The sequence below is a fragment of the Crocinitomix algicola genome (assembly GCF_001661595.2).
Classification (GTDB): Bacteria; Bacteroidota; Bacteroidia; order Flavobacteriales_D; family Crocinitomicaceae; genus Crocinitomix; species Crocinitomix algicola.
The window spans coordinates 198309-224649 of record NZ_LYPF02000007.1; the positions used below are offsets into that span (position 1 = coordinate 198309).

The 26341-nt window shown below is 36.4% G+C and carries 19 protein-coding genes and 2 riboswitches; of the genes, 10 read left to right on the forward strand and 9 right to left on the reverse strand.

The window, feature by feature from the left end; translation table 11 throughout:
• Position 1: 1 nt before the first annotated feature.
• The 6 genes from A8143_RS05165 to A8143_RS05190 all read right to left on the reverse strand — a co-directional run bounded on the left by A8143_RS05165 (position 2) and on the right by A8143_RS05190 (position 8049).
• The gene (locus A8143_RS05165) at positions 2–901 is read right to left on the reverse strand and encodes a TIGR01777 family oxidoreductase (protein WP_070137743.1); all 900 of its coding nucleotides are present in this window, start codon (positions 899–901) and stop codon (positions 2–4) included.
• Between the two features lie 132 nt (positions 902–1033).
• Positions 1034–2149, reverse strand: coding sequence for a hypothetical protein (locus tag A8143_RS05170; protein WP_070137744.1), 1116 nt, complete (start codon positions 2147–2149; stop codon positions 1034–1036).
• 80 nt (positions 2150–2229) lie between these two features.
• Entirely contained in the window at positions 2230–3537 is a 1308-nt protein-coding gene (locus tag A8143_RS05175; RefSeq protein WP_070137745.1) for a cryptochrome/photolyase family protein, read from the reverse strand.
• Between the two features lie 314 nt (positions 3538–3851).
• Entirely contained in the window at positions 3852–6566 is a 2715-nt protein-coding gene (metH, locus tag A8143_RS05180; RefSeq protein WP_070137746.1) for a methionine synthase, read from the reverse strand.
• A 48-nt stretch (positions 6567–6614) separates the two neighbouring features.
• Entirely contained in the window at positions 6615–7049 is a 435-nt protein-coding gene (locus A8143_RS05185; RefSeq protein WP_070137747.1) for a preQ(1) synthase, read from the reverse strand.
• A 4-nt stretch (positions 7050–7053) separates the two neighbouring features.
• A complete protein-coding gene (locus A8143_RS05190; RefSeq protein WP_070137748.1) occupies positions 7054–8049 on the reverse strand; it encodes a homocysteine S-methyltransferase family protein in 996 nt (331 codons plus the stop codon).
• Between the two features lie 54 nt (positions 8050–8103).
• A riboswitch (SAM riboswitch) is annotated at positions 8104–8216 on the reverse strand.
• Positions 8217–8448: 232 nt separating this feature from the next.
• On the opposite strand from A8143_RS05190, the gene A8143_RS05195 reads away from it, so the two are divergent.
• Positions 8449–10923 (forward strand): T9SS type A sorting domain-containing protein, encoded by a 2475-nt coding sequence (locus A8143_RS05195; protein ID WP_070137749.1) that lies wholly within the window; start codon positions 8449–8451, stop codon positions 10921–10923.
• Here the strand turns inward: A8143_RS05195 and A8143_RS05200 are convergent.
• Complete coding sequence (locus A8143_RS05200; RefSeq protein ID WP_070137750.1) at positions 10920–12767, reverse strand: ABC transporter ATP-binding protein; 1848 nt, start codon at positions 12765–12767, stop codon at positions 10920–10922. The genes A8143_RS05195 and A8143_RS05200 overlap by 4 nt on opposite strands.
• 147 nt (positions 12768–12914) lie before the next feature.
• Here A8143_RS05200 and rbfA point away from each other — a divergent pair, with 147 nt between their 5' ends.
• Genes rbfA through A8143_RS05215 form a run of 3 tightly spaced genes read left to right on the forward strand, consistent with a single transcriptional unit; the run spans position 12915 to position 16517 of the window.
• Complete coding sequence (rbfA, locus tag A8143_RS05205) at positions 12915–13253, forward strand: 30S ribosome-binding factor RbfA (protein ID WP_070137751.1); 339 nt, start codon at positions 12915–12917, stop codon at positions 13251–13253.
• On the forward strand, positions 13254–14480 hold the full coding sequence (locus tag A8143_RS05210; RefSeq protein ID WP_139134271.1) for an FtsX-like permease family protein: 1227 nt from the start codon (positions 13254–13256) through the stop codon (positions 14478–14480). It begins immediately after the preceding gene.
• A gap of 3 nt (positions 14481–14483) precedes the next feature.
• Positions 14484–16517 carry an alpha/beta hydrolase family protein gene (locus A8143_RS05215; protein WP_070137753.1) on the forward strand — a complete coding sequence of 678 codons (2034 nt, stop codon included), beginning with the start codon at positions 14484–14486 and terminating at the stop codon, positions 16515–16517.
• A gap of 8 nt (positions 16518–16525) precedes the next feature.
• Here A8143_RS05215 and A8143_RS05220 read toward each other — a convergent pair whose 3' ends face one another.
• Complete coding sequence (locus A8143_RS05220; RefSeq protein ID WP_070137754.1) at positions 16526–17215, reverse strand: LytR/AlgR family response regulator transcription factor; 690 nt, start codon at positions 17213–17215, stop codon at positions 16526–16528.
• Positions 17196–18230: a sensor histidine kinase gene (locus A8143_RS05225; RefSeq protein ID WP_070137755.1), complete on the reverse strand. Its 1035-nt coding sequence runs from the start codon at positions 18228–18230 to the stop codon at positions 17196–17198. The genes A8143_RS05220 and A8143_RS05225 overlap by 20 nt, the downstream gene beginning before the upstream one ends.
• A gap of 245 nt (positions 18231–18475) precedes the next feature.
• On the opposite strand from A8143_RS05225, the gene A8143_RS05230 reads away from it, so the two are divergent.
• The 6 genes from A8143_RS05230 to A8143_RS05255 all read left to right on the forward strand — a co-directional run bounded on the left by A8143_RS05230 (position 18476) and on the right by A8143_RS05255 (position 26269).
• Positions 18476–20836 carry a TonB-dependent receptor gene (locus A8143_RS05230; RefSeq protein ID WP_070137828.1) on the forward strand — a complete coding sequence of 787 codons (2361 nt, stop codon included), beginning with the start codon at positions 18476–18478 and terminating at the stop codon, positions 20834–20836.
• Position 20837: 1 nt separating this feature from the next.
• Positions 20838–21647, forward strand: coding sequence for a DUF4249 domain-containing protein (locus A8143_RS05235; protein WP_070137756.1), 810 nt, complete (start codon positions 20838–20840; stop codon positions 21645–21647).
• Between the two features lie 3 nt (positions 21648–21650).
• On the forward strand, positions 21651–22448 hold the full coding sequence (locus A8143_RS05240; RefSeq protein WP_070137757.1) for a DUF4249 domain-containing protein: 798 nt from the start codon (positions 21651–21653) through the stop codon (positions 22446–22448).
• Between the two features lie 139 nt (positions 22449–22587).
• A riboswitch (SAM riboswitch) is annotated at positions 22588–22703 on the forward strand.
• 182 nt (positions 22704–22885) lie between these two features.
• A complete protein-coding gene (locus A8143_RS05245; protein ID WP_070137758.1) occupies positions 22886–23917 on the forward strand; it encodes a homoserine O-acetyltransferase family protein in 1032 nt (343 codons plus the stop codon).
• Positions 23907–25112, forward strand: a complete 1206-nt coding sequence (locus A8143_RS05250) for a homoserine dehydrogenase (protein WP_070137759.1) — start codon at positions 23907–23909, stop codon at positions 25110–25112. The genes A8143_RS05245 and A8143_RS05250 overlap by 11 nt, the downstream gene beginning before the upstream one ends.
• Complete coding sequence (locus A8143_RS05255; protein WP_070137760.1) at positions 25109–26269, forward strand: trans-sulfuration enzyme family protein; 1161 nt, start codon at positions 25109–25111, stop codon at positions 26267–26269. Before A8143_RS05250 ends, A8143_RS05255 begins: the two co-directional genes overlap by 4 nt.
• The last annotated feature ends 72 nt before the right edge of the window (positions 26270–26341 follow it).

A 26341-nucleotide genomic window follows, 5' to 3' on the forward strand; every position in this document is an offset into this window, starting at 1 on the left:
TTTAAATCAAGTTCTTTAATGCAGGTTTTAGCGCGGTGAATTCAAATTTATAACCACTGTTTTTAATTTTTGTATTATCTATTCGACTACCTTTCAGTATAATATCTGCCATCTCACCAAACAATAATTTTAAAGCAAATTCAGGTACATTTGGCGCCCATAGTTTTTTACGCATTACATTAGCAATCGTTTGAGTCATGGTTGCATTTGAAACATGTTCGTCCGCTACAGCATTATACGGACCTTCAATGTCAGGATGTTCCAAAATGAATTGATATATCCCAGCGATATCATTCATGTGAATCCATGGCATATATTGTTTCCCAGAGCCAAGTGGTGATCCAATACCGTATTTTATAGGCTGAAGGATTTTGCTCAAAGCCCCCGAATCTTTTTCTAAAACAATTCCAGTTCTCACCATTGCAACTCTATCGCTTATCCTAGAAAATTGCGCAGCTGCTTTTTCCCAATCAATACTTACTTGCGCTAAAAAGTCATCTCCAAAATCATCATTTTCCGAGAATATTTGATCAACAGTTTGTGTGCCATAAATGCTTATCCCAGATGCCGAAATCAATCCTGAAAGGCGTTGCCCTTTTGGCCATTTATCTAAAAGCAGGTTTAAGCTTTTTATTCGACTATTTCTAATCCTTTCCTTTTGTGCTGATGTCCAACGGCCTGCGCTAACGTTTTCACCTGCTAAATGAACGATGTAATCGAGGTTTTCAAAGGCTTTTATGTCAAGCTCACTAGATTCAATATCCCATTTAAAGTTTTTATATTTTTTAGCAGGGTTAGGATTTCGCGTTAAATGTCTTACTTCAAAATTTGCTTGGGTAAGATTTCGACTTAATACCATTCCAATAGACCCACTTCCTCCAGTAATTAAAACAGTTTTCATATTTAAAGATAACAAATTGCGCAACAAAAAGTTTTGCGATACAGGCCCTAAATCATTAAAGTTGATTTTTTAACCAGCCTATAATTCACCTGCTTTTAATGAATGAACTGGGGGTAGACTTTTTGGAATTTTTTATTGGATAAAAATCTTTTGATGATATCCAATTTCAGGGATGCTGATAAAAAACAACCCTGTTTTATTCCAAGCTACCGTTCCAAAAGAGCTGATTTTTTCGGAGTATATTTCTTTGCCGTCAGCCTGATAAATAATAAATGTAGCATTGGTTTTTATATCCATACTTGAGTCAATTTGGAATTTACCATTTGAATAATGAATTTCACCCTGAGAAGAATGATCGATAATTATGGCTTTTGATAGCGTATAATTTCCGTCAAAATCAACTTGTTTAAGTTTGTAATAATGTTGTTTGCTTGAAGCTTCTACGTGGTTATTAATGTATTCGTAGTTTAATGGTTTTTGCGAATTGCCATTCGCGTTAACCGAACCGATTGATTTGTAAAATTGACCATCTTCGGACATTAATATTTCGTACGTGGCGATGTTATTTACAGTTCGTGTTTTCCATGCTAACCTGTGGCTATTTATACCTATCTGTTTTCCGCTAAAATCATCTAATTGAAGGGGGAGTAAACAGTTTGTACAATTCACCTCAATATTATCAAAGTGCCAATATTCATTTCCTGCCCAAGACATGCACGACAATCTAATTTCGAGGTTCGTACCGATATCCCCACAAGGCGACGTGTATAACATCGAACCACCTCCAATATCTCCAATTTGTATCATTTCGCCGGGTGATGCCGCTAAAGCGCAGGTAAATCCTGTAAATTCTGTCCAACCCATACCATCTACATTGTATTCGGCCTTTACCCAGTCAATGCAAGGTTCTCCAGTTCCTCCACAGTCTGCACAGTCTTCCATTTCGCCTGACTCCTCAAGGTCAAAACTAATCACAAAACCTAACGAACAAGAAGAGATATCAATTGACGAAGTGGTCCATTCTGCGGCAGGACTGTTGGTGTCTCGAGCTTCCAATTTTCCTCCAACAACTTTAAAATAATCAGATGCCGCAACTGAACCAGGGCAAGTTGAATTCCACGTGACACCTCCAACCGCGTCGCTTCCCGAAGTAGCGTCAGCGGCTTCATCAAAAGTTTCTGAAAATACGAGTTGCCCAAAGAGTAATTGAGTGGATAATAACGCAGTGAGTAGGAGTAGTTGCTTCATTTATAAAATAATGTTTTAAAATTAGCGTTTCTACTTCACTCTAACAATAACTGGGGGATTACTTAACCTAAAAATAAACTTTACCCATTTCCAGTAAATTCCTCAAGTCCTTGTTTATAAGTGTCAATAGCTCGTGTTCGTGCCATTTTATGCTCAACCATTGGGGCAACATAGCTGGTTGATTTATATTCAGGTACCCATTTTTGAATATACGCTTCGTTCTTGTCAAATTTTTCGGTCTGTAAACTCGGATTAAAAACCCTGAAATACGGCGCAGCATCGCAGCCGCAACCAGCAGCCCATTGCCAATTGCCGTTATTTGAAGCCAAATCAAAATCCAATAACTTTTCAGCAAAATATGCTTCTCCCCAGCGCCAGTCTATTAATAAATGTTTGACTAAAAAACTAGCTGTAATCATCCTAACCCTGTTGTGCATAAATCCAGTTGTATTTAATTCTCGCATGCCTGCATCTACAATCGGATAACCTGTTTCACCATTGCACCATCGTTTAAATTCTTCCTCATTGTTCCTCCAGTGTATGCTGTCGTACTTTTTTTTAAAAGAATCGTGCACTACGTGTGGAAAATTTGCCAGTATTTGAATGAAAAAATCTCGCCAAATCAATTCCGATAAATAGGTGTTGTTTTTCCGGTTTGAAAAGTAAACTAAGCTCCGTATACTTACGGTTCCAAACCTTAAATGATGCCCTATATGGGAGGTTTTATTAAGCGCTGGATAATCCCGATGTCGTTCATATTGATCAACACAGGATAGATCATAAGCTGGGGCATCAATCTCGCTTTTAATGAATCCGATATTTTGCAAGCGAGGTAATTCGTATTCCGAAGGGGCAAAATGCTGATTTAATTCAGGCATTTTTTTAGGAATTACAGCATTGTGTTTTGCGTGTTTTTCCAGCCATTTGTTCTTGTATGGGGTATAAACAGTGTAGGGGGTACCGTCCTTTTTCAAAATCTCATCAAATTCAAAAAAAACATGGTCTTTAAAATCATGAACTTCAACGGCATTCGATTCCATTAAAAACCGAACGTCTTTATCCCTTTGTAAGGTGTCTGGCTCATAATCCCTATTAAAATACAATGCTTCAATTTCACCTTCTTCCACTATTTTTTTCCAAATTGCTAATGGTTGTCCATGTTCTATCCGAATACTCGCCCCAAATTCTTTTAATTCATCATTTATTTTTTCAAGTGATTTCCAAATAAAACTAACTCGAGCATCATCTTTGGGTAGGTGGTCAAGAATTGTTGTGTCAAAAATAAAAACAGGTTGCACAGCTTTATGTGATTTTAAAGCATGTCTCAGTCCAGTATTGTCGTTCAAGCGCAAATCCCTCCTAAACCAGAAATACGTCAATTTTTGCATTTTTCGTTTACTTAAAAACAGTTGAATTTATATTTTGTTCGCTGTCAGTTTATCTTATACAGACGAAAGATTTTATGAAGACGTGATGTGAGAAAGATTTTTTTGGGCGTTCCTTTATCGCCAGCTATTACTGGCAATAAAGTCGAGCTTTTCGCTCTCGCTTCCGTCTGAGCCGGAGAGCTCAAACAAGTGCTACAATCTCTAACGCGGAGCATAAAGTTCACGTTAAAAATTGTGGAGCAATTAAACGTGTTAAGTTTGAATGATCAATGGTAATTTTAACAAAAAATAAAAGGGTATTTCTACTATCAGAATTACTCTTCTAAATTACTGCTCAACCACTGTTTCATGCGTTCTAAAGGAATGTTTTTTGCATTTGCTAGTCGCTCTACCTGATCAAGTTTAATTTTTCCAACACCAAAATATTGGGCCTCAGGGTGGGCAAAATACCATCCGCTTACCGATGCGGTAGGGTACATGGCCATTGAGTCAGTAAGACTAACCCCCGTTATTTCCGTTGCATTTAATAATTCAAATAAACCAGGTTTTTCGGTGTGGTCAGGGTTAGCAGGGTATCCTGGGGCAGGCCTAATTCCCCTATATTTTTCTTTAATTAAATCCTCTTTCGATAATTGCTCCTTTTCGTATCCCCAATAATCTTTTCGTACAAGCTCATGTAAACGTTCGGCAAACGCTTCTGCAAGTCGATCAGCCAAAGCTTTTAAAAGTATACTATGATAGTCATCATGGTCGGCTTCGTACTTCGCCAATTGTTCTTCAATTCCTTGACCCGCTGTCACCACAAATCCACCAATATAATCTTTAATTCCACTCTCCTTTGGTGCGATAAAATCGGCCACACATATATTGCTTGCTTTTGCGGCTTTTTTAATTTGTTGCCTTAAGCCGTATTGAGTATAAGCAACTTCAGTGCGTTCTTCGTTTTCGTATATTTCAATATCATCGTCATTTACTGAATTTGCAGGCCATATTCCAACAACAGCATTGGCAATAATCCATTTTTCGTTTATGATTTTGTCCAACATTTGATTGGCATCTTCAAACAGTTTCGTAGCTTCCGCACCCATGTCTGGATGTTCCAAAATTTGGGGGTATTTTGCCCTTAGTTCCCATGTATGAAAAAACGGCGTCCAATCAATATAGCCTCTTAATTCGCTTAAATCATAATCTTTTAAAGCAGTTGTTCCTATTTTTTTAGGTTGCGCAATGTCTTCAATTTTCCAATTTATTTTCAATTTATTCTCTCTGGCTTCATTGAGCGATAGGAACTTTTTGAACCCTTTTTTCTTGGCATAATTCGTTCTAACCTTATCATATTCAGCTTGAATGCTTTCAACAAATTGAGGTTTTTTATCACTTAATAACTCACTTACTACGGTCACCGATCGAGAAGCATCTAAAACATGAACAGTTTGTCCCTTGGTATAATGTTGATCAATTTTTACAGCCGTGTGTACTTTAGAAGTTGTTGCTCCACCAATTAATAAAGGTAAATTCATGCCGGCATTTTCCATTTCTTTAGCCACATGCACCATTTCGTCCAATGACGGCGTAATTAACCCACTTAATCCAATAATATCGACTTGGTGTTCTTGAGCGGCTTCCAAAATTTTGTTGCCCGGTACCATTACCCCCAAATCAATAATATCATAATTATTACATCCTAAAACAACGCCCACAATATTTTTACCAATATCATGTACGTCTCCTTTTACTGTGGCTAGCAACACTTTTCCTTTCGAGCGACTTTCAGTTTTTGAAGCTTCAATATAGGGGAGTAAATAGGCAACCGCTTTCTTCATCACACGAGCAGATTTAACCACTTGGGGCAAAAACATTTTTCCTGCTCCAAACAAATCACCCACGATATTCATTCCAATCATTAAATGTCCTTCAATTACCTCGATTGGTTCAGCGACTTCATTTCGAGCTGTTTCAACATCTTCTTCAATATAATCAGCAATACCTTTTACCAAGGCATGAGAAATACGATCCTGTAGCGGCGCTTCTCTCCATGATAAATCTATCGTTTTGGCTTTGCTTTCACCGGTTACCGTTTCAGCAAAAGCCAATAGACGCTCAGTAGCATCAGATCTTCTATTGAGTAAAACATCCTCGACATGGAGTAGTAAGTCTTTAGGAATGTCATCATATACCTCAAGCATCGAAGGGTTCACAATTCCCATATCCAATCCTTCCTTTATGGCGTGAAAAAGAAAAGCGGAATGCATCGCTTCACGTACTACATTATTTCCTCTAAATGAAAAAGAAACATTACTTATTCCTCCACTTACATGGGCTCCCGGTAAGTTTTCTCTAATCCATCTTGTCGCTTGAAAAAAATCTAGCGCATTTAGTTTATGTTCATCCATGCCCGTTGCAACTGGGAAAACGTTTGGATCAAAAATAATGTCTTGAGGAGGGAAATTAACTTCATCAACAAGTATACGATATGAGCGTTCACAAATGTCAACTCTCCTTTGGTAGGTGTCGGCCTGTCCATCCTCGTCAAAGGCCATAACCACAACTGCAGCTCCGTATTGGCGAATTTTTTTCGCTTCCGTAACAAATTTTTCTTTGCCTTCCTTTAAACTGATTGAGTTAACGACACATTTTCCTTGAACGCATTGCAGACCTGCCTCTACAATTTCCCACTTTGATGAGTCTATCATAATCGGTACGCGAGAAATATCAGGTTCAGATGCGATTAAATTCAAGAATTTAACCATAGCCTCTTTCCCATCAATTAAACCATCGTCCATATTGATGTCGATGATTTGTGCACCGCCCTCCACTTGGTTTCTTGCGATTGACAATGCTTCGTCATATTCCTCTTCCTTGATCAATCGTAAAAATTTTCGCGAACCTGCTACATTAGTGCGTTCACCAATATTGATGAAATTAACTTCAGGACTAACTTCTAAAGGTTCTAATCCACTTAATTTCATGTTCGGAAGATGATTCCACTTATACTCGTATTTTCCTTTGTAATCAGGATGTAAACTCATTCTAGGTCGTATTTCTGTCGGATGTTTTATAAATTTATAGTGTGAATTTTACATCACTACACTCCAGTTGTCATCACCTGCTTGACCGCCCCAATCTTTGAAACGTTCATCACCTCCGCGGGCAGCCCAGTCTGAGTCGATTGTAAGTTTTGAGCTAATGCCTCCACGTGGATTACAGATCATCATTAATCTTAGACGCTCTGGTTCATACACTTCCATTAAATGATCATAAAAAATATTGATCAATCGTTCGTATGAAACCACAATGTCTCTTAAATGATAAGCGTATTGTTTTAAAGATTTTAGCTCAATTATTTTTCCTTTTGGATAAAAGGTTAGAAATATGGTTGCAAAATCTGGTTGTTCCTGAACTCCTAAGAAAGTGAATTCTGGAATTTTAACTTTAATTTCATAAGCTTCTTTGGTCGGGTTTGGTAAAGCGACCAAAATACTCTTGTCTATTTCTTTGTACAATTTAGGCATGTTATTAATTTTTCGTATTTAATTGGTTATATTTTTCTGCTAGTAAGGCCATCTCTTTGATATGGTCAGGTGTTGTACCGCAACAGCCTCCAATGATATTCACCAGTTTCTCTTCTAAGAAAGTGTCAATTTGACCAGCCATCATTTCGGGACTCTCATCATATTCCCCCATTTCATTAGGAAGGCCAGCATTTGGATGAGCACTTATATAAAAAGGTGCTTTTTGCTTTAAAACCTGTAAATAAGGTCTTAACGCATCTGCACCCAAAGCACAATTTAAGCCAATGCTTAACAAATCCGCATGCTGCATAGAGATAAGAAATGCCTCTGTGGTTTGACCTGATAATGTCCTGCCACTGGCATCCGTAATTGTTCCACTTACCATGATGGGTAACTCGGTCTTTAGTTCGGTTTGTACTTCTTCAATAGCAAAAAGAGCGGCCTTCGCATTTAAAGTATCAAATATGGTTTCGACCAGTAATAAGTCTGCTCCTCCTTCAATTAATCCCCTCACTTGTTCAGAATAGGCTATGACCATTTTATCAAATGTGGTATTTCTAAAACCAGGGTCATTCACGTCTGGTGAAATCGATAAGGTCATATTCGTTGGTCCTATGGAGCCGGCTACGAATCGTGGTTTTGCAGGGTTTTTTGCTGTGAACTCTTCACATACTTCTTTCGCTATTTTCGCGCCATAATAATTGATATCATAAGCGGCTTTTTCTAAATTGTAGTCAGCTTGTGCTATCGTCGTTCCGCTAAAAGTATTCGTCTCTATTATGTCAGCGCCAGCCTCTAGGTATTCCGCATGAATGGCCTTAATAACATCCGGACGTGTTAAGACCAACAGGTCGTTATTGCCTTTTAATGAGTCGGGATGATTTTCAAACCAGCCTTTTCTGAAGTCTTCTTCCTCCAGTTTATAGCGCTGAATCATAGTTCCCATTGCTCCATCGAGAACCAGGATACGCGATTTTAATATTTCTCTAATGTCATTCATAGTTGAACGATTGTAGAGTGGACCGGGAAGTTTTGAAATGATTTTTAAAAGTTTCGCTTATATCGTTAATGCAAATTTGCTTAACAGGAATTGGCACCTTGTCCTCTTGAATGAGTTCGGTTGCCAAGGTTTCAAAGGGCCGGTCCCTCCACCTTTCTTTATAAGTGTAATTAAATTAAGAACTGGGACAAAGTTAGTTTTAAAGTTTTGATTTAACAAAAATATAAGCTGTTAAAAATTTTTTCTTTCGGTTGAAAATTTATCGACCTCTGGTATGAGGTGATGTTTGTTTTTTTTGAATTCGTCGAAAAGACTAGGTTTTACTGGTGTTTACTCAGTGTTAGGTAGTTTTTATTCTGTAAATTGGAATACCCTACCGTAACAACTAAACCTTATAAAATGAAAAAATTAGTACTGCTTCTAACTGTTATGTTAGCCTTACATAACGGTTATTCTCAATTCGAAATTGCGTGTGGATGTGATTATATCATCCCTGTTTCTGAGGAAAGTTTTGATGCTTCATTAGTGGCACCGGGGAAAGTGATTTGTATTGATGACGGTTATCGAGAAAGTCTAAAAATCACGAATGTTGAAGGAACTCCATCTAATCCTATTTTGATAAAAAATTGCGGAGGAGATGCTATTATCGGAGATGGCGTTAGTTCAGGCGGTTTACTTATTCAAAAATCAAAATACTTTAAACTGACAGGTGGAAGTTTTGGTGTTGGTACTTATGGTATTAAAATTAATGGGGGGAATTACAGGGGGTTAACTGTAAATAAAGGCTCTTCGAATTTTGAAATTGATCATATTCAAATTACAAACGTTAAAAATGCACCAGCAGTTAAAATTGGGGATAACCCCGATTGTACTAAAAAATACAATGCTGAAAATTTTAGCATGGACGATTGTAGTTTATATGATTTAAAAATAGAAGATTGTGATTTTGGTATCTTAATAGGACATGCCAAATACAACGTTGGTATTAATAGTTTTTTTTGTGGAAGAATATATCCTCATGGGCTGAAAAATTTGTCCATAAAGAATTCTATCATTAAAAATATCGCTTCAGGTTATGCCATTGCATGCTATGGAACTCAAGGTGTTTTTCATGGGAATAGAATTGAAAACACACAAACTGGTTTTAAAATAGGGACTCATTCGAATTTATACATTTTTGAGAATAAAGTGATCAATACATCGGGACATGGTTTGGAATGTAACGGTAGTGATTTTTTAGATTTACAGCAGAATTTGTTTGCTAATAATGGGGGTATTGCATCGAGTGCAATTGCGATCAATTATGGGATTGCATTAGATGGATTTACACTTGGTTTAAATATGGTGCACAACACTATTGTAGGTTCTGGAAAGTATAATTTGGAGGTTGAAGATGCGTTTTTGATTTCCGAATCAGGAGCGATAAAAAATAATTTATTTTGTCAACCGGATATTAGTTTGACATCTCCTTATGATGGAGCACCGTACGTTTTTATGGCTCCATCTCCTAGTATTGATGTTGCCAATAATGTTTATGGGCCTTCGATGTTTGACTTTGGTTTTGAAAACCCATTTACAAATGATTTTCGTTTGCAACATTCATCACCTGCAATCAACCAAGGAACAATATCAGGATTAATTTACGACTTAGACAATAACTACAGAAATCTTGCAGGTGCACCCGATGCGGGGTGCTTTGAATATCGACCAGAAAGAATAGGTTATTTTGATCAAATTCCTTTAAAAGGTTTATATGTGGACGGTTTTAAAGATATTATAGGGAACTATAGTGCAGAGACAGAATTGTTAAATTTTGCCAAAGACGAAGGTTTTAATTATTTGGTCCTATATAATCTCGCCTATATTCATGCTAATCTTTATGATTTAACAACTTATGGCGAAGCTGTTGTTCTTGCTAGCTTTATCGAAAGAGCGAAAAAAGAATTTGGGATTGTGCAGGTTGCAGCAGTAGGTGAAAAGGATGCTTCTTTTGATAAAATCGAAGCGTTTAATGATTTGTTCTCTAATAAATGGGTCAAAACAATTGACGTTTTAAATCTAGAGTTTGAATTCTGGGCCAACGAAGATTCGGATGTATTCGACTATTACGCAGATACCTACTTGACACCTGGAGGATATCCTTTAACAAATGAAGGCGCTTTTGATTTTTATATGGATCAACTTACCCTGATTGATTCCAGAGCAGATGAAATGGGAGTGATGAGTGAAATTTATTTAGGTAAGTTTGATTTGACTGAAGGCCTTGAATTGAGTGAGAATGTTGATCGAATTTTATTACATTATTACCGAACATCTGATGTTTATTTAGATGGTTCAAGTATCTACAATTATAATTCAGATCGCATAAAACATATTGGATTATCAACCAGAAAACCTGCCGTTATGCCTATTTTTTCTAACCGAGAATATCATATGGGCCCTTGGTTGCTTACACACGACATGGATCAGGTGATGGAAACATGGATGTCAGGAATCGATGCTTATGAAGATGATTTTTCTCCTGGTGTTCAAGATTTAAATATCGCGGGACATCAATGGTATAGATATACGAGTTTTGAAGGTGTAGAAGGGATTAGTTTTCAACCGCACGAGGCAAAGTTTGAAATAGACCAAAAGAATGTTCATATTATCAAGCCGGTGGAGGTGAATCAAATAGTTGTAGATGATTTGAATTACGATAAAAATGTTCAAAAAGCCTTGGCGCTATATGATTTAAATGGAAAATTAATCTCAGTAAACGAGTTGATAGGGATTCGATCTAAAGTGAATTTCAATGTGTCACCAGGGATGTATATTTGTACAGTTAGTAAAAATAATAGGGTGGTAGAAACGAAAAAAGTGGTGTTCAATTAAACCACTTTTTGAATATCACACAGCGATTTATAGTAACCACCTTTTTCGATTAAGGTGTCATGATTACCTTGCTCGACAATTTCACCATGTTTTAAAACAATGATCTCGTCTGCATGACGAATTGTACTCAAACGATGAGCGATAACCAAAGAAGTTCTATTTTTCATCAATTTATCAAGAGCGTCTTGAACAAGTCTTTCTGATTCAGTATCTAGAGCAGAAGTTGCTTCGTCTAAAATCATTATTGGCGCATTAGAGAGAACTGCTCGAGCTATGCTGATTCGTTGTTTTTGCCCTCCTGACAGTTTGTTGCCACGGTCGCCTATATTGGTGTCGTAACCGTTCTCTAATCCCAAAATAAATTCATGGGCATTGGCTACTTTTGCCGCTGCTATTATGTCTTCTTTAGAGGCTTCTGGATTTCCAAAGGCAATGTTATTTGAAACAGAGTCATTGAACAAAATAGATTCCTGAGTAACCACACTGATTAATTTTCTAAGGTCTTCTTTTAGAACCGATTTTACATTGATGGAGTCAATTAAAATTTCCCCATTAATAACATCGTGAAATCGCGGTATTAAATCGGCAATTGTTGATTTGCCACTACCTGATTCACCAACAAGAGCAATGGTTTTTCCTTTTTCTATTTCAAAACTAATATTCTTTAATACTAACTCATCCTCATAACCAAAATCTACATTGGAAAGCGTGATCCTATCTTTAATGTCTAACTTTTGCAGGGGTTCAACAGGGTTTTTAATTGGGTCTTCTAAGTCAATAATTTCATTTACACGTTGTAAAGAAACTTCCGCTTTCTTTAAATAGGTTAAAGCGCTTGCAATACTACTTATAGGTCTTAAAAATTGTGAGAATATAATGATGAACGTGATGAAATCGGCACCATCCATTGTAGAGGACTTGTCTAGAATTAAACCTCCGCCATACCAAACAATTGCAATAAGCACACAGGCTCCAAAAAATTCGTTTAATGGTGAAGCAAGGTCTTTTTTTCTGAACGTCCTTGTGATTAAATTTTGATGATGAATATTTTTATTATCGAATCGTGCTACTGCAATTTTTTCAGCGGTAAACGCTTTTATAACTCGAATTCCACCTAAACTTTCTTCGATGGTTGAGAGCAATTCGCTCATTTGCTCTTGCCCCTTCTGAGAGGTACGTTTCAAACTTTTCCTAATTCTTGAAATCGCAAGCGCGCTTATTGGGAGTAAAATCAAGGAAAATAAGGTGAGTTGTGGACTTAAATAGAATAGGATTGCCAGGTTGACGACTATAGCAATCGGCTCTCTAAATACAAGTTCTAACGTAGAAACGACTGCAATTTCAACTTCGTTTAAATCTGCCGTTAAACGGGTTAATAAATTTCCTTTTTTTTCTTCTGAATAATATGAAAGTGGCAAATACATGGCACGTGAAAATAATTTTCGTCGTAAATCTCTCACAACTGCCATTCTCAAAAAAGATTGATGATAAACTGCACTGTACCGGAAAAGGTTTTTTAAAAAGAAGGCAATTAAAACTGAGATACACACAAATTGTAGAGCTCCCATTTGTCCAGCTTCAAGAACGAATTCATATTTCCAAAACTCAAAATACTCTTTAAAATATTCGATAAAATTAGCCCTTTCGTCCCAATTTGGCTTTAATACAATTTCAGCGTTTGCAATTTCATTTTCTGTTTTTTTAAAGATAATTTCTAAAAAAGGAATGAAGAGCACTAAGGAAAGCAGGTTGAATATGACAAATAATAAATTGCTAAGAATCACGAGTATGGTGGTTCTTTTGTAGAGAAATGTATGTTTAAATAGTTGTTTGATGCCTTTCACAACGACAAAATTAGGATTGCTTTTTGAATAACGAGCAATATATTAAATTCTTTTATCACAGTAGAACGAATCCCAACGAAAATAATTTTAGAGACGATATCCGACTGAATTAAATTGTTTAAAGGTGCAAATTACTATTTTTGTATTATGGGATCAATAAGACAAAAAAAGGTGGAGGCCGTAATTCAGGCTGAGTTGGGAAAATACTTCCGTGAAAATGCGCGTTCAATTTGTTTGGGTGCTATGGTTTCTGTGACAGAAGTTCGGGTGGTGCCAGATATGTCATATCTCAAAGCATTCCTTAGTATATTTGGTCATCCTGATGTGAAAGAAGTTTACAATCATATCAAATCACATAAGGATGAAATTCGATACGAAATGGGGAAGCGTTTAGGAAAGTCAATGCGCCGAATTCCAGATTTAAGTTTCTACATCGACGATAGTATTGATTACGCAATGGAGATTGATAAACTCCTCGGTAAATAGGTGAATACCCCTTTTTTCATAGCAAGGAGGTACTTATTCTCCAAAAAGGCACAAAATGTCATTAACATCATTTCCGGAGTTTCTGTTTTCGGTATTATGGTGTCAACGGCTGCAATGGTTATCATATTATCGGGATTTAATGGTATTGAAGGTCTTGTAGTTAAAATGTTCGGATCGTTCGATTCTGATATTGAAATAACAGCAAAAAATGCTAAAACCTTTGATAAAAATTTCATTCCACCAACGATTTATGAGATTGATGGTTTAGTTAATTATACTGAGGTTATTGAAGAAATTGCCATTGTTAAAAACCAGGATAACTTTATTATAGGAACGATAAAAGGTGTTGCCCCAACTTTTTTGGAAATGTGTGAAATGAATAATCATTTGCTCGATGGTAATGCTAGAATTAATGATGATTTCGGTCCTGTTGCGCTCATAGGTGGCGGTGCTTTAGAAAATTTAGATGGTTATATTTTCCAAATTGAGGGACAGTATGAATATTTTACGGTTTATTCGCCAAACCGAGACAAGAAAATTAGTTCCAATAAATTGAAAAATATTGACGCATTTACAACTTCTCAAATTCCTGTCGGAGGAGTCTTTAGTTTTAATAATGATGTGGATCAAAACTTTTTAATTGTACCAATTGATTATGCTGCAGAAATATTTAACTACAACAATGAAATTACCCAATTGGAGCTAGACTTTGAAGATGGACTCGATTTAAATGAAGTCAAATCGAATTTAGAGGAATTGGTAGGACCAAGTTTTGAGGTTAAAACTAATTTTGAGCAAAATCAACTCATTTATGAAACCAGTCAAAGTGAAAAGTGGATAACCACCTTGTTGTTGGGGTTCATTTTTTTTCTTGCAACCTTTAATATGATTGCTTCAATAACGATGCTGGTTATTGAAAAAAAGAATAATATGAAAACACTTGATGCGCTCGGAGCAAAGCAAAGTCAGTTGCATAAAATCTTCTTTTTCGAAGGTCTTTTAATCAATGGTTTTGGTCTGATCTTTGGATTAATCATCGGATACGGTATTTGTTTCCTTCAACAGCACGTTGGGTTAATAAGAATGGAAAATAGTATGGTGGAATATTTTCCCATTATTTTTAAAGGGATTGATTTTGTGTTAATTTTAGGAATCACTTTATTTTTTGGTATTCTTGCAGCGTATCTCCCAAGTCGATTTTTGATTAATAGAATTTTAAATGAATAGTATATGAAAAATTTAATTGTCGGGTTTTTAGTTTTATTCTCATCCATAGTTAACAGTCAAAATAGAATGACACCTGAATTACTTTGGAAATTAAAACGTGTTTCTGGAATTCAAGTTTCTCCTGACGGAACACAGGTATTGTTCAGCTTAAAATCGTATAACCTAAATGTTAATAAGGGTGAAAACAACCTTTATGTTGTTCCTGTTGAGGGTGGAGAGATAAAGCAAATAACTGATTTTCCTGGTAATGAATTGAGTGCGCAGTGGCGACCAGATGGAAAAAAAATTGGTTTTATTATGAAATCTGAAAAAGACCAAAATTTAGCAATTTTTGAAATAGACCTTAACGGTGAAAACCTTCAACAAATTTCGCATACAAGCAATCAAATTAGTGAATTCAAATACTTTCCAAATGGCAAGCGAATTTTGTTTTCTGCGGATGTAAAAATGAGAAAAGTCAACTCTAGGGAGATTGTTTCGGACTTACCTTTGTCTAACGCTAGAGTGATTGATGATTTAATGTATCGTCATTGGAGTACATGGGATAATGGAATACGTTCGCATCTGTTTATTGCTTCAATTGAAAATGGAATAATGCAGGGTGACGGAACGGACATTATGAAGGGGGAAGATTTTGACGCTCCTTTGAAACCATTTGGTGGACTAGAACAAGTAACAATTTCGCCTGATGGTGTTGAAGTTGTCTATGCTTGTAAAAAAATGACGGGTAAAAATTATGCAATTAGCACAAATGCTGACCTTTGGTCGTATAATGTTTTATTGCGTAACTCTAATAACCTTACGAAAAACAATAAAGGATATGATTTAGATCCGCAATTTTCGCCAGATGGTAAAAAACTTGCTTGGCTAAGTATGGAGCAGGATGGTTTTGAGTCGGATAAGAACGATATTGTGATTTACGATTATGAGACCAGTTTAAAAACGAATTATACCAATAAATACGATATTACTGTTTCCGGATTCACATGGAATGATAAAGGGGATAAAGTTTATTTTAAGTCGGTTAAAGAAGCAACTTATCAGCTTTTTGAATTGGATTTGAAGAATGGAAAAATTCAACAACTTACAACTGGCGATCATAATTATACTTCAGTTGATTTTGCGGGGAAATATTTAGTTGGTGGCCGTCAATCTATGAATCACCCAACCGATATTTACACGGTAAAAATAAAATCAGGTGAACAAACGAAAATAACGGATGTGAACAAAGCTATTTACGATAACTTGGAAATAGGTAAAATTGAAAAACGATGGGTGTCAACAACGGATGATAAAAAGGAATTAGTTTGGGTCATATATCCTCCAAATTTTGATCCAAATAAAGTATATCCCGCATTATTGTATTGTCAAGGTGGACCGCAAAGTGCAGTGAGTCAGTTTTTCTCTTATCGATGGAATTTCCAGTTAATGGCTGCAAATGATTATATCGTAATTGCTCCAAATAGACGAGGTTTGCCAGGTTTTGGTCAAGAATGGAATGATGCAATTTCAGGAGACTGGGGTGGTCAACCTATGGATGATTATTTATCAGCAGTTGATGAGATTAAAAATGAACCTTATATCGATGCCAATCGAATTGGTGCCGTTGGAGCGAGTTATGGAGGTTATTCGGTTTATTACTTAGCAGGTATTCATGAAAATCGCTTTAAGTGTTTTATTTCCCATTGCGGTTTGTATAACCTTGAAAGTTGGTATGGAACTACAGAAGAATTGTTTTTCGCGAATAAAGATATCGGTGGACCGTACTTTTCTCCGATTGTTCCTACTTCTTATAAAAAATTCTCACCTCATAAACTGGCACATAAATGGAATACACCAATGCTGATTTTTCATGGGGAGCAAGATTTTAGAGTGCCTTTAAATCAGGGATTGGAAGCATTTCAAGTATTACAATTAAAAGGAATTGACAGTCGAATGATTCTTTTCCCAGATGAAAACCATTGGATACTCTCACCACAAAATGGAGTTTATTGGCATCGCGAATATTATAAGTGGTTAGACCAGCACTTAAAATAATTTGGAGTTTAAAAAATTGATGCTATCACCTTTTCTTTGTAGGATTGGCCAATAGGAATATGCTTGTCTCCTATTAATAAGTTGCCTGATTCTAAAGCGTTAACCATGTTTGCGTTTACAATAAATGACTTGTGGCAACGAATGAAAGTAGAACTCGGTAGTTTGCTTTCCAATGATTTTAACGACATTAAAGCGGTTATCCTACCTGTAGGGACATGGAATGAAACGTATTCACGCATTCCTTCTATGTATTTAATGTCCGCGTAATGAATTTTATAAAGCTTGTGATCGGCCTTAACAGTAAGGTAGTTATTTTTAAATTCAGGTGTTTCTTGTTTGTGACGCATTTCAAAAAGTTCCTTTGCCTTGTGCATCGACTTTAAAAATCGGTCAAACCCAAATGGCTTTAACAAGTAGTCAACTGCCTCTAGTTCAAACCCTTCAATGGCGTAATCTTGATACGCTGTTGTAAATACGATCAATGGTTTAATAGGGAGCGATTTAATTAAATCTGTCCCTAATAAATCGGGCATTTGTATATCTGTAATTACCAAGTCTATTACCTCTTCCTCTAGTGGTTTTAATGCGTCAATTCCACTTTTGTAAGATCCTGCTAATTCCAGAAATGGAATTTTTGCGACATAGCTTTCTACTAAATTTCTTGCCAACTGTTCGTCATCAATAATTATGCATCTCATGGTCTAAATTTATAGTTAATTTGACTTGATATTTAAATTTGTCCATCGTTAAAGTCAACGAATGATTACTCGGATATAATAAGGATAATCTTCTTCTTACATTTTCCATTCCTACGCCTCCTACCTTATCCTTGTTTTGAATTTCATTACTTGTGCTGTTTGCAGCGATTAAAGTCAAAATGTTGCCTTCGGTTTTGATGCTGATCTGGATCCATCCGTTGGTTTTGTCATGGTGGTTTCCGTGTTTAAAACAGTTTTCAATAAAAGGTATAAGAATAAGTGGGGCGATTTTAAAGTTATTCTGTTGGATATCAGTTTCATAGGAAATGTTGCTGTGGTCGTCGTCACGCAATAGTTGTAGTTTAATAAAACTGTTGATGTGCTCCAATTCAGCATTTAAATTCACCATTTTTTGATTCCCTTCATAAGTAACATATCTCAAAATATCAGACAATTGCAAAATGGCATCGCCAGTTTTTTGGCTGTTAAATTGAGATAAAGAATAAATATTGTTTAAAGTATTGAATAAGAAATGAGGATTAATTTGTGCTTTTAAGGCTTTTGTTTCAGCAGCTAACATCTTATTTTGGAGTTCTAAACTTTCTTCTGTTTTTCGTTGTAGGAGAATGGATTTACGTATTAATGCGCCGATTAAAATAGGGGGGACTAAAGACATTAATCTTCCAACAAAAATAAAAAACACAGGATGTTCGTGGATGCGTTCGTACTTTAACGGAAGGTGTTTTATGGCATAGTAATCAATCGATCCAAAGATGAGTACAATGGTTAATACAACAATAATTAAGCTAATGAAAAATGTTCGTTTCTTTTCTTGCTCTAAATACTTTGGAAATAAATAAAGTAAGTTGAAATAAAATAAAGCTGCTTGAGGCAGAATGAACAGTAAAACACGTAGAAATATTGTGTTAAAATCTCCAGATAACGACAAAAAATAACTAACCAGGACAATATAAACAGCCCAAAAAAGATAAGAATATCGTAAGATCATTTTCATGGTACAAAGCTATTAAATGTTATTTGATTGAAGTTTTATAATCAACAAATGAATGGCTTTTGTCAAGAAGATTGAAACTTTTATCTATTCCTACAGCTATTTAAGAACTTTTTAATGCCAATTGTTGATATTTGCCGTTTATTGATGAAATTGAGCACTTTGTAGATTTATTGACGTTCTTTTTATTAAATTTTACAACTTTGTGCGGCCTAAAACTGTTACCTAGGTGATTAATGATAAACGAAATGAAAAAAATAAATCTTTTAACATTATTGGTGGTTTTCTCCATGTTCGCTTTTGGACAGGATGTAACGCTAAGCGGAACACTAAAGGATGGCGAGTCAGGAGAGGATATTATTGGCGGTAGAATTGAAGTTGCTGAATTGCCTGGTGTGGGAGCAATTACGAATACGTATGGTTTTTATTCCCTCTCAGTTCCAAAAGGAACCTACACTTTTACTTTTAAATCATTAGGATTTCAGTCTCAAACCGTGAAACTAGAAATGAACGATGATAAAACGTATGACCTTGAGCTAGAGGTTGAGGGGAAAGTTTTTGATGCTGTTGAGGTTACCGGTGAAAAGCTCGATGAAAATATCAAATCAGCTGAAATGGGAATCGACAAAATTAGTATTAAAGATGTTGATAATATTCCTGTCCTTTTTGGGGAAAAAGACATCCTTAAAACTATTCAACTATTACCGGGAGTAAAAGGAGCTGGTGAAGGGAATTCAGGTTTTTATGTGCGTGGTGGATCAGCAGATCAAAACCTCGTTTTATTGGATGAAGCACCTGTTTATAATGCTTCTCATTTACTTGGTTTTTTCTCCGTTTTTAATTCGGATGCACTAAAGGATGTTAAGCTGTATAAAGGAACGGCACCAGCGGAGTTTGGAGGTCGCTTATCTTCTGTAATGGACATTAAAATGAAAGATGGAAATGCAAAACGATTAGGTGTGAGTGGTGGATTAGGTCTAATTTCGTCGAAACTAACACTAGAAGCACCAATAGTAAAAGATAAAGGTTCGTTCATTGTCTCTGGTAGAAGAACGTATGCAGATTTGTTTTTAGCTTTTTCAAAAGATGAACGAGCAAAAAATTCGACACTTTATTTCTACGATTTAAATGCAAAAGCGAATTATCGAATCGGTAAAAAAGATCGGATTTTTATTTCTGGCTATTTCGGACGAGATAAATTTGGATTTGATGATCAGTTTGGATTTGATTGGGGGAATGTAACTGGAACGGTACGATGGAATCATCTGTACAGTGATCGGTTATTTGGGAATACCTCCTTTATTGTGAGTAATTATAACTACAAAATAAAATTTGGAAGCGAGAATGAAACATTTGAAATCGGATCTGAAATTCAGGATTTTAACCTCAAAAAGGATTTCGATTTTTATATTAATTCGAACAATACTCTAAGTTTTGGAGGTAACGTGATACACCATACTTTTAGACCAGGTGAAATTGATACTGGAAGTGATATTGATTTTGTTTTAAATGATATCCAAGAGCGCTACTCAATAGAGTCAGCTGCCTATATTTCAAATGAGCAAAAAATAGGTAAGCGATGGAATGTGGTGTATGGGTTCCGTTATTCTAATTTTACTCAAATCGGACCCGGTGATGTCTATTCCTATAACGGTGCAGGCGATGTCGTGGATACAACAACATTTGGTGATTTCGAAGTGGCCTCTTCATACCACGGATGGTCACCTCGTGCAAGTGCTAATTTTAGCTTGGATGAAAAGAGTTCTATAAAAGGTTCATTCAGTCGTACATATCAATTTTTACATCTCATATCAAATTCAACTTCTTCACTACCGACGGATGTTTGGGTGCCATCAAGTGTAAATGTGAAGCCGCAAATTGCAAATCAAGGGTCGATTGGTTATTTCAGGAATTTCATGGATAATTTACTCGAATTTTCTGGAGAAATCTATTATAAAGATATGCAAAATGTAATCGATTACCGTGATGGGGCAGAGGTTACATTGAATCCTACTGTTGAAGGGGAACTTTTATTTGGGGTTGGTCGTGCTTATGGAGTGGAACTTTTGCTTAAAAAGCGAAGAGGAAAATTTACGGGCTGGGTTTCTTATACCTTGTCCAGAACGGAACGTAAGTTTGATGAAATTAATAACGGAGACTGGTTCTCTGCTCGCCAGGATCGTTTGCATGATATCTCAATTGTGGGAATGTATAATTTTACCGAACGATTAACGGCTTCCGCTACTTGGGTATATTATACGGGTAACGCTGTTACTTTTCCTAGTGGTAAATATCAAATCGGTGATCAAGTTGTGCCTTTGTATACGGAGCGAAATGGTTACAGAATGCCGGATTATCATCGTTTAGATTTAGGTGTTACGCTCGAGAACGAGAAATATAAAGTAATCAAAGACGTTGAAACAGGAGAAGAGAAAAAGGTGGAAAAAAGATTTCAATCCAGCTGGAACTTTTCAGTGTATAACGCCTATGGAAGACAAAATGCTTTTTCAATTACTTTTAGAGAAAATGAAGAAACTGGAAAGACAGAAGCGGTTCAGTTAGCACTATTCAGGTTCATTCCTTCAATTAGTTATAATTTTAAATTTTAGTATGAAAACAGGAATTAAATTTTTGACTTTAAGTCTGGGGGTATTTGTTTTTATGGCTTGTGAAAAAGTAATTGAAGTACCTTTAAACGAAAGTGATCGTGAATTGGTCGTGGAGGCTGTTGCTCGAAGTGTTGAGGGGGAAAGTTATGTGAAGATTTCAAAATCTGGATCTGTATATGATGATAGTGGTTTTGAGAAGATTTCAACAGCAAATGTCACAATTACGGATAAAGACGGTGTCGTTTACACCTTCTCAGAAGATGATGGAGAACCCGGAACTTATCGCGCTGAAGGTTTTGTAGTAACCGAGAATAATCAATATGAATTAAATGTCGTAGCTGAAGATTTATCTGTGGTTGCGAATAGTACTAGTTTAACAAAGCCTGTATTAGATTCACTTTCTTACCTTGAAACTACCGGTGGCGGATTTGGTGGAGCTGGATCAGATACAACTTACCTTGTTTTTTATCACTATACTGACAATGGAGCCGAAACCAATTATTACCGCATTCGTGCTTGGGTGAATGGTGAAGAAGATGAGTTCTTTTATTTAGGTGATGATCAGCTCGGAAACGGTCAGCCAGTTCAGGCTCCTATTTTTGGGTCTTCAGTTGGACCAAGGGATACTGTTTTAATTGAATTGAGTTCTATAGATAAACCAACGCACCTTTATTTAACGACGCTGGCTAGTACACTTGCTGGTGGAGGTCCTTTTGCACCTGCTCCTGCTAATCCGGTAACAAATTTAAGTGAAGGAATTGGTTATTTTGGTGCTTTTGTCGTTGATACTATGTCAATTGTAATGCCCTAATAAATGGGGAAGTTAAAGGTCCTTTTAGTGGTGGCTTTTGCAGGGCTTTTAGCATGTGAAAAAGTGATTGATTTGCCTTTAAATGAGGCTGATCAACGGGTTGTTATTGAGGCGGTGCTTAAGGATGTTCCTGATAGTAGTTATGTGCTTATTTCCCGATCAGGTACGGTTTATCAAGAAGAGGATTTTAGTACAATTGATGATGCTACCGTTAAAATTTATGATGGAGATGGGACCTTATTTAGCTTTGATCATGTCGAAGATGGATACTATGCTAATGATGGGTTTCTAGTTGTTCCAGGGCAGCTCTACAGGTTGGATGTTTTAGCTGATGGTCAGAAGTATGAAGCGGTTTGTGCTGCTAAAAGTAAGCCGAGTATAGATTCATTGTCGTTTTTACGTATATCTGGTCAATTCGGTGTGCCTGAAGAGGATACCCTAAATCTAATTTCGTTTCATTCAGTGGATAAACCTGATGAAGCAAATTATTATTGGATGCGAATTTTTAGAAATGGGAAGATGAATTCAGGTTATTATCTTGGAAACGATTTGTTTATTAATGGTTCGTATTTTGAAGCACAATTTTTTGGTTCTGAAGCCAAAAATGGTGACACCGTTTTAGTCGAAATGATCTCGATGGATAAAGCAAATTACAATTATATGTACGGATTGGCTAACGCTCTGTCTTCAGGTCCAATATCGGTATCGCCTGCTAACCCTCCTTCTAATATCTCAAATGATGCCCTTGGATTTTTCGGTGCATATACAACGGATACTTTAAGTATTATTCTCCCATATTAAAGAGAATTGTTTCGGTTTTAAACGTTTGCTTTTAAGACCGTTAAGGTGTTTTAATAAATTTTTCTTTAATTTTCTTAGGTTTTTAAAATAATTCTAACTTAACTTTGCATTGTCGGTTGCAGTTCTTGTGATTGTAATTGATTTATAAAGAAGAGGTGAGAGACAGGCTCTATGACCCTCTGGCAACCATTTACGGTAAGTGAAAAGGTGCCAATTCCTGCTTCTAAAGGATGTTCCTTTAGAGATATATAAATGAATTGCAGAAATGACAACATCAAAATTTAAACAACAGTTAAGTAAGTCAAAATTATCAAATCATCAACATTGTTGTTGTATGACTTGCTGTTGTATGCATTAATCCATCTTTCCTTTCTGGAAATCGTTTAACCTAGCCACTTTCCGTGGTGTGGGAATTAGCTTGTTTTATTTAAATTATTATGAATCAGTATTTTACAGTTGAAAAAAATGTTGAGCTCGAATCAGGGCAGAAGATTGAAAATGTTCGAATAGCTTATCGCGATACCGGTCCTGAATCGGGAGCTAAAGTGGTTTGGGTCTGTCATGCTTTAACTGGTGATGCAAATGTTTTTGAATGGTGGTCTGGTTTGTTTGGGTGTGGACAATTGTTTGATCCTAAAGAATATCGTGTAATATCAGCAAATATTTTAGGTTCTTGTTATGGTTCAACAGGTCCTCAAGATTATGATTGTCCCAATGAATTTCCTTCTATAACTATAAGGGATATTGTTCGTTTTCATAAAATATTGGCAGATGAATTAGGTGTTGAACGCATCTCGATACTAATTGGTGGGTCAATTGGTGGGCAGCAAGCACTGGAATGGGCTTGCATTGAAAGCGATAGGATTGAGCAACTTATATTAATTGCAACGAATGCTGTCCATTCTTCTTTTGGTCGTGGCTTCAATGAAGTGCAAAGACTGGCCTTAAAGGCGGATTCAACTTTTGGCTTAGTCAATGGAGGAAAAGCAGGGTTAAAAGCAGCTCGGTCAATGGCGATGATCTCTTATCGTTCTTATCAAGATTTTCAACTCAGACAAAAGGATGTTGATTCGGAATTAGAGTCTTTTAAAGCAGTGACTTATCTTAATTATCTCGGGGAAAAATTTGTAGAACGTTTTCATCCAAATGCTTACTTCATACTCACCAAAGCCATGGATAGTCATAATGTGGCTCGAGATAGAGGGGGTATAGAAGAAGTTTTAGGTCGAATCACTTGTAAGACGTTAGTAATTGGTGTTGATACGGATTTGCTTTTTCCAATTGAGGAGCAACAACTAATAGCAAACTGTATTCCCAATGCAGAGTTTGGGGTGATAAAGTCTATTCATGGTCACGATGCTTTTCTCATAGAGTATGAACAACTGAATTTTTTAATACACGAATATTTATTTAATGGCTTTAAAAAGTTTAAGCCAACAACTTTAAAAAAAAGAACAAATGTCAAATAATTTAAAAATAGGTCTTTTTGGTTTTGGCTGTGTCGGAACCGGGTTATATAAGGTCTTAAATCAAAGTAGTTTATTAAGTGCTTCAATTGAAAAAATTGTCGTGAAAAATAAAAATAAACAACGTGAATTGTCGGCGGACAATTTTTCTTACGATCCTAATGTGATTTTAGATGATCCTGAGATAAATTTAGTTGTTGAGTTGATTGATGATGCGGATGCTGCTTTCGAAATCGTTAAGACGGCTTTTCGTCGAGGGAAGAATGTGGTTTCTGCGAATAAAAAATTAATTGCAGAGCATTTGGAGGAGTTATTGAAGCTTAGCGCAGAATTTAATGTGTCATTTTTATATGAAGCGGCCGTTTGTGGAAGTATTCCTGTGATAAGAAACCTGGAAGAATATTACAATAATGATAGTTTAACGGCTATAGAGGGAATTTGTAATGGTACGAGCAATTATATTCTGACTCGCATATCAAAGGAGTTAAAATCGTTTGATGAAATTCTTACTGATGCTCAAAATGCCGGCTTTGCCGAATCTGATCCAACATTGGATATTGATGGTTTCGATAGTAAATATAAACTCCAAATTTTACTGTTGCATACCTTTGGTATTCTTTCTCAGCCGAAAGAAGTGCTGAATATTGGGGTGCGTCATGTGAAGCAAGCAGATGTTTCGTTTGCTAAGGAGCGAGGGTTGAGGTTGCGATTGCTTTCTTATGGACGCCGGGTAGAAGACGAGGTAGTCGCTTTTGTAGCTCCTGTTTTTGTAGATGAACTTAGTTTTTCATTTGATGTGAATTATGAGTTTAATGGTGTGTCTTTTGAAGCTTTGTTTTCGGATAAGCAGGTTTTTACGGGGAAGGGTGCTGGTAGTTTCCCTACAGCTTCGGCTGTTTTATCAGATGTTTCTGCTTTGCAATATGATTATCAATATGAATACAAGAAAAAGAACAGCACGCATTTAGGGCTTGCTAAAGATTTTAAAGTGAAAGTTTTTGTGTCTGCGAATGATCAATCGAGGTTGGCATTGTTTTCTTTTTTGTCTATAGAAGAAGAGTATCAGTCTGCTGGCTACGCGTACAAAGTAGGATGGATAAATAGAAGTGATATTTCGCATGAGTTATATCGGGATAATCCAGATTTGTTCATTGCTTTTTACGGAAATAACCCTGTTGAATTAATTGGTACGAAATGAGAAGAATAGAGACAAGATTGATTCGAAATCAATTAAACAGATCAGAGAATAGGGAGCATGCAGTGCCTTTGTATCTTACATCAAGTTATACTTTTGAAAATGCGGATCAAATGGCGGATTTATTTAGTGGTCAGCAAGAAGGGTATGTTTATAGTCGGTATGCAAATCCAAATGTTACAGAATTTGGAGATAAAGTTGCTGATTTAGAAGGTGTAGAAGCTTCGTGGGTGACAGCTTCGGGAATGGCAGCCGTGTTTTCGACTTTTGGAGCATTGCTTTGTCAAGGTGATGAGGTGTTGGCTTGTCGTTCTGTTTTTGGTTCAACACACCAGTTGTTTGAACGTATTTTGCCCAAATGGGGAATTATTACGAATTATGTTGAATTTGACAAGGTTGACAAATGGGAAGAGTCAATTACGGATAAAACAAAGTTAATTTACTTGGAAACACCGACTAATCCGGGCGTGGATATTATTGATTTAGAGTCTGTGGGATTGTTAGCAAAGAAGCATGGACTTTTATTGATTGTGGATAACTGCTTTGCAACCCCGATTAATCAAAGGCCAGCCAAGTTTGGTGCTGATCTGGTGATTCATTCTGCAACCAAATACTTTGACGGTCAAGGTCGTGTAATGGGAGGGGTTGTTGTTGGTTCTAAAGTTTTGATGGATGAAATTCAGTCGTTTGCAAGGCATACTGGTCCTGCAATTTCTCCCTTTAACGCATGGGTGCTATCCAAGAGCTTGGAAACGTTACCAATTAGAATGGAGAAGCATAATCAAAATGCGTTATTACTTGCGAAAAAGTTGGAGCAACATCCCAAAGTGCAGAAGGTTAAATATCCGTTTTTACCCTCTCATCCCCAATTTGAAATTGCCCAAAAACAGATGAACGGCGGTGGCGGTATTCTAACCTTTGAAGTGCGCGGGGGGCTGTCTAAAGGAAAGCTGTTTCTTAATAGACTTAAGATGATTTCTTTAACAGCAAATCTTGGTGATTCTCGGTCAATCGCGACGCATCCCGCAAGCACAACGCATTCGAAATTAACAGAAGAACAAAGGCAGGTCGTTGGAATTAGTTCGGGTTTAATTAGAATTTCAGTTGGTCTGGAACATATTGATGATATCTGGGAAGATATTGTGCAGGCTTTAGCCTAAAAGGGGTGCAGTTTTAACTGCGTTGTTTAAGAAGTGACTCATCGATGGTGGGTCATTTTTTTTGCGTTTAAT

Excerpts from the sequence above, each read along its gene's own strand:
- A8143_RS05165 (WP_070137743.1), bottom strand. The coding sequence starts at position 901 with ATGAAAACTGTTTTAATTACTGGAGGAAGTGGGTCTATTGGAATGGTA.
- A8143_RS05170 (WP_070137744.1), bottom strand. The coding sequence starts at position 2,149 with ATGAAGCAACTACTCCTACTCACTGCGTTATTATCCACTCAATTACTC.
- A8143_RS05175 (WP_070137745.1), bottom strand. The coding sequence starts at position 3,537 with ATGCAAAAATTGACGTATTTCTGGTTTAGGAGGGATTTGCGCTTGAAC.
- metH (WP_070137746.1), bottom strand. The coding sequence starts at position 6,566 with ATGAGTTTACATCCTGATTACAAAGGAAAATACGAGTATAAGTGGAAT.
- A8143_RS05185 (WP_070137747.1), bottom strand. The coding sequence starts at position 7,049 with ATGCCTAAATTGTACAAAGAAATAGACAAGAGTATTTTGGTCGCTTTA.
- A8143_RS05190 (WP_070137748.1), bottom strand. The coding sequence starts at position 8,049 with ATGAATGACATTAGAGAAATATTAAAATCGCGTATCCTGGTTCTCGAT.
- A8143_RS05195 (WP_070137749.1), top strand. The coding sequence starts at position 8,449 with ATGAAAAAATTAGTACTGCTTCTAACTGTTATGTTAGCCTTACATAAC.
- rbfA (WP_070137751.1), top strand. The coding sequence starts at position 12,915 with ATGGGATCAATAAGACAAAAAAAGGTGGAGGCCGTAATTCAGGCTGAG.
- A8143_RS05215 (WP_070137753.1), top strand. The coding sequence starts at position 14,484 with ATGAAAAATTTAATTGTCGGGTTTTTAGTTTTATTCTCATCCATAGTT.
- A8143_RS05220 (WP_070137754.1), bottom strand. The coding sequence starts at position 17,215 with ATGAGATGCATAATTATTGATGACGAACAGTTGGCAAGAAATTTAGTA.
- A8143_RS05225 (WP_070137755.1), bottom strand. The coding sequence starts at position 18,230 with ATGAAAATGATCTTACGATATTCTTATCTTTTTTGGGCTGTTTATATT.
- A8143_RS05230 (WP_070137828.1), top strand. The coding sequence starts at position 18,476 with ATGAAAAAAATAAATCTTTTAACATTATTGGTGGTTTTCTCCATGTTC.
- A8143_RS05235 (WP_070137756.1), top strand. The coding sequence starts at position 20,838 with ATGAAAACAGGAATTAAATTTTTGACTTTAAGTCTGGGGGTATTTGTT.
- A8143_RS05240 (WP_070137757.1), top strand. The coding sequence starts at position 21,651 with ATGGGGAAGTTAAAGGTCCTTTTAGTGGTGGCTTTTGCAGGGCTTTTA.
- A8143_RS05245 (WP_070137758.1), top strand. The coding sequence starts at position 22,886 with ATGAATCAGTATTTTACAGTTGAAAAAAATGTTGAGCTCGAATCAGGG.
- A8143_RS05250 (WP_070137759.1), top strand. The coding sequence starts at position 23,907 with ATGTCAAATAATTTAAAAATAGGTCTTTTTGGTTTTGGCTGTGTCGGA.
- A8143_RS05255 (WP_070137760.1), top strand. The coding sequence starts at position 25,109 with ATGAGAAGAATAGAGACAAGATTGATTCGAAATCAATTAAACAGATCA.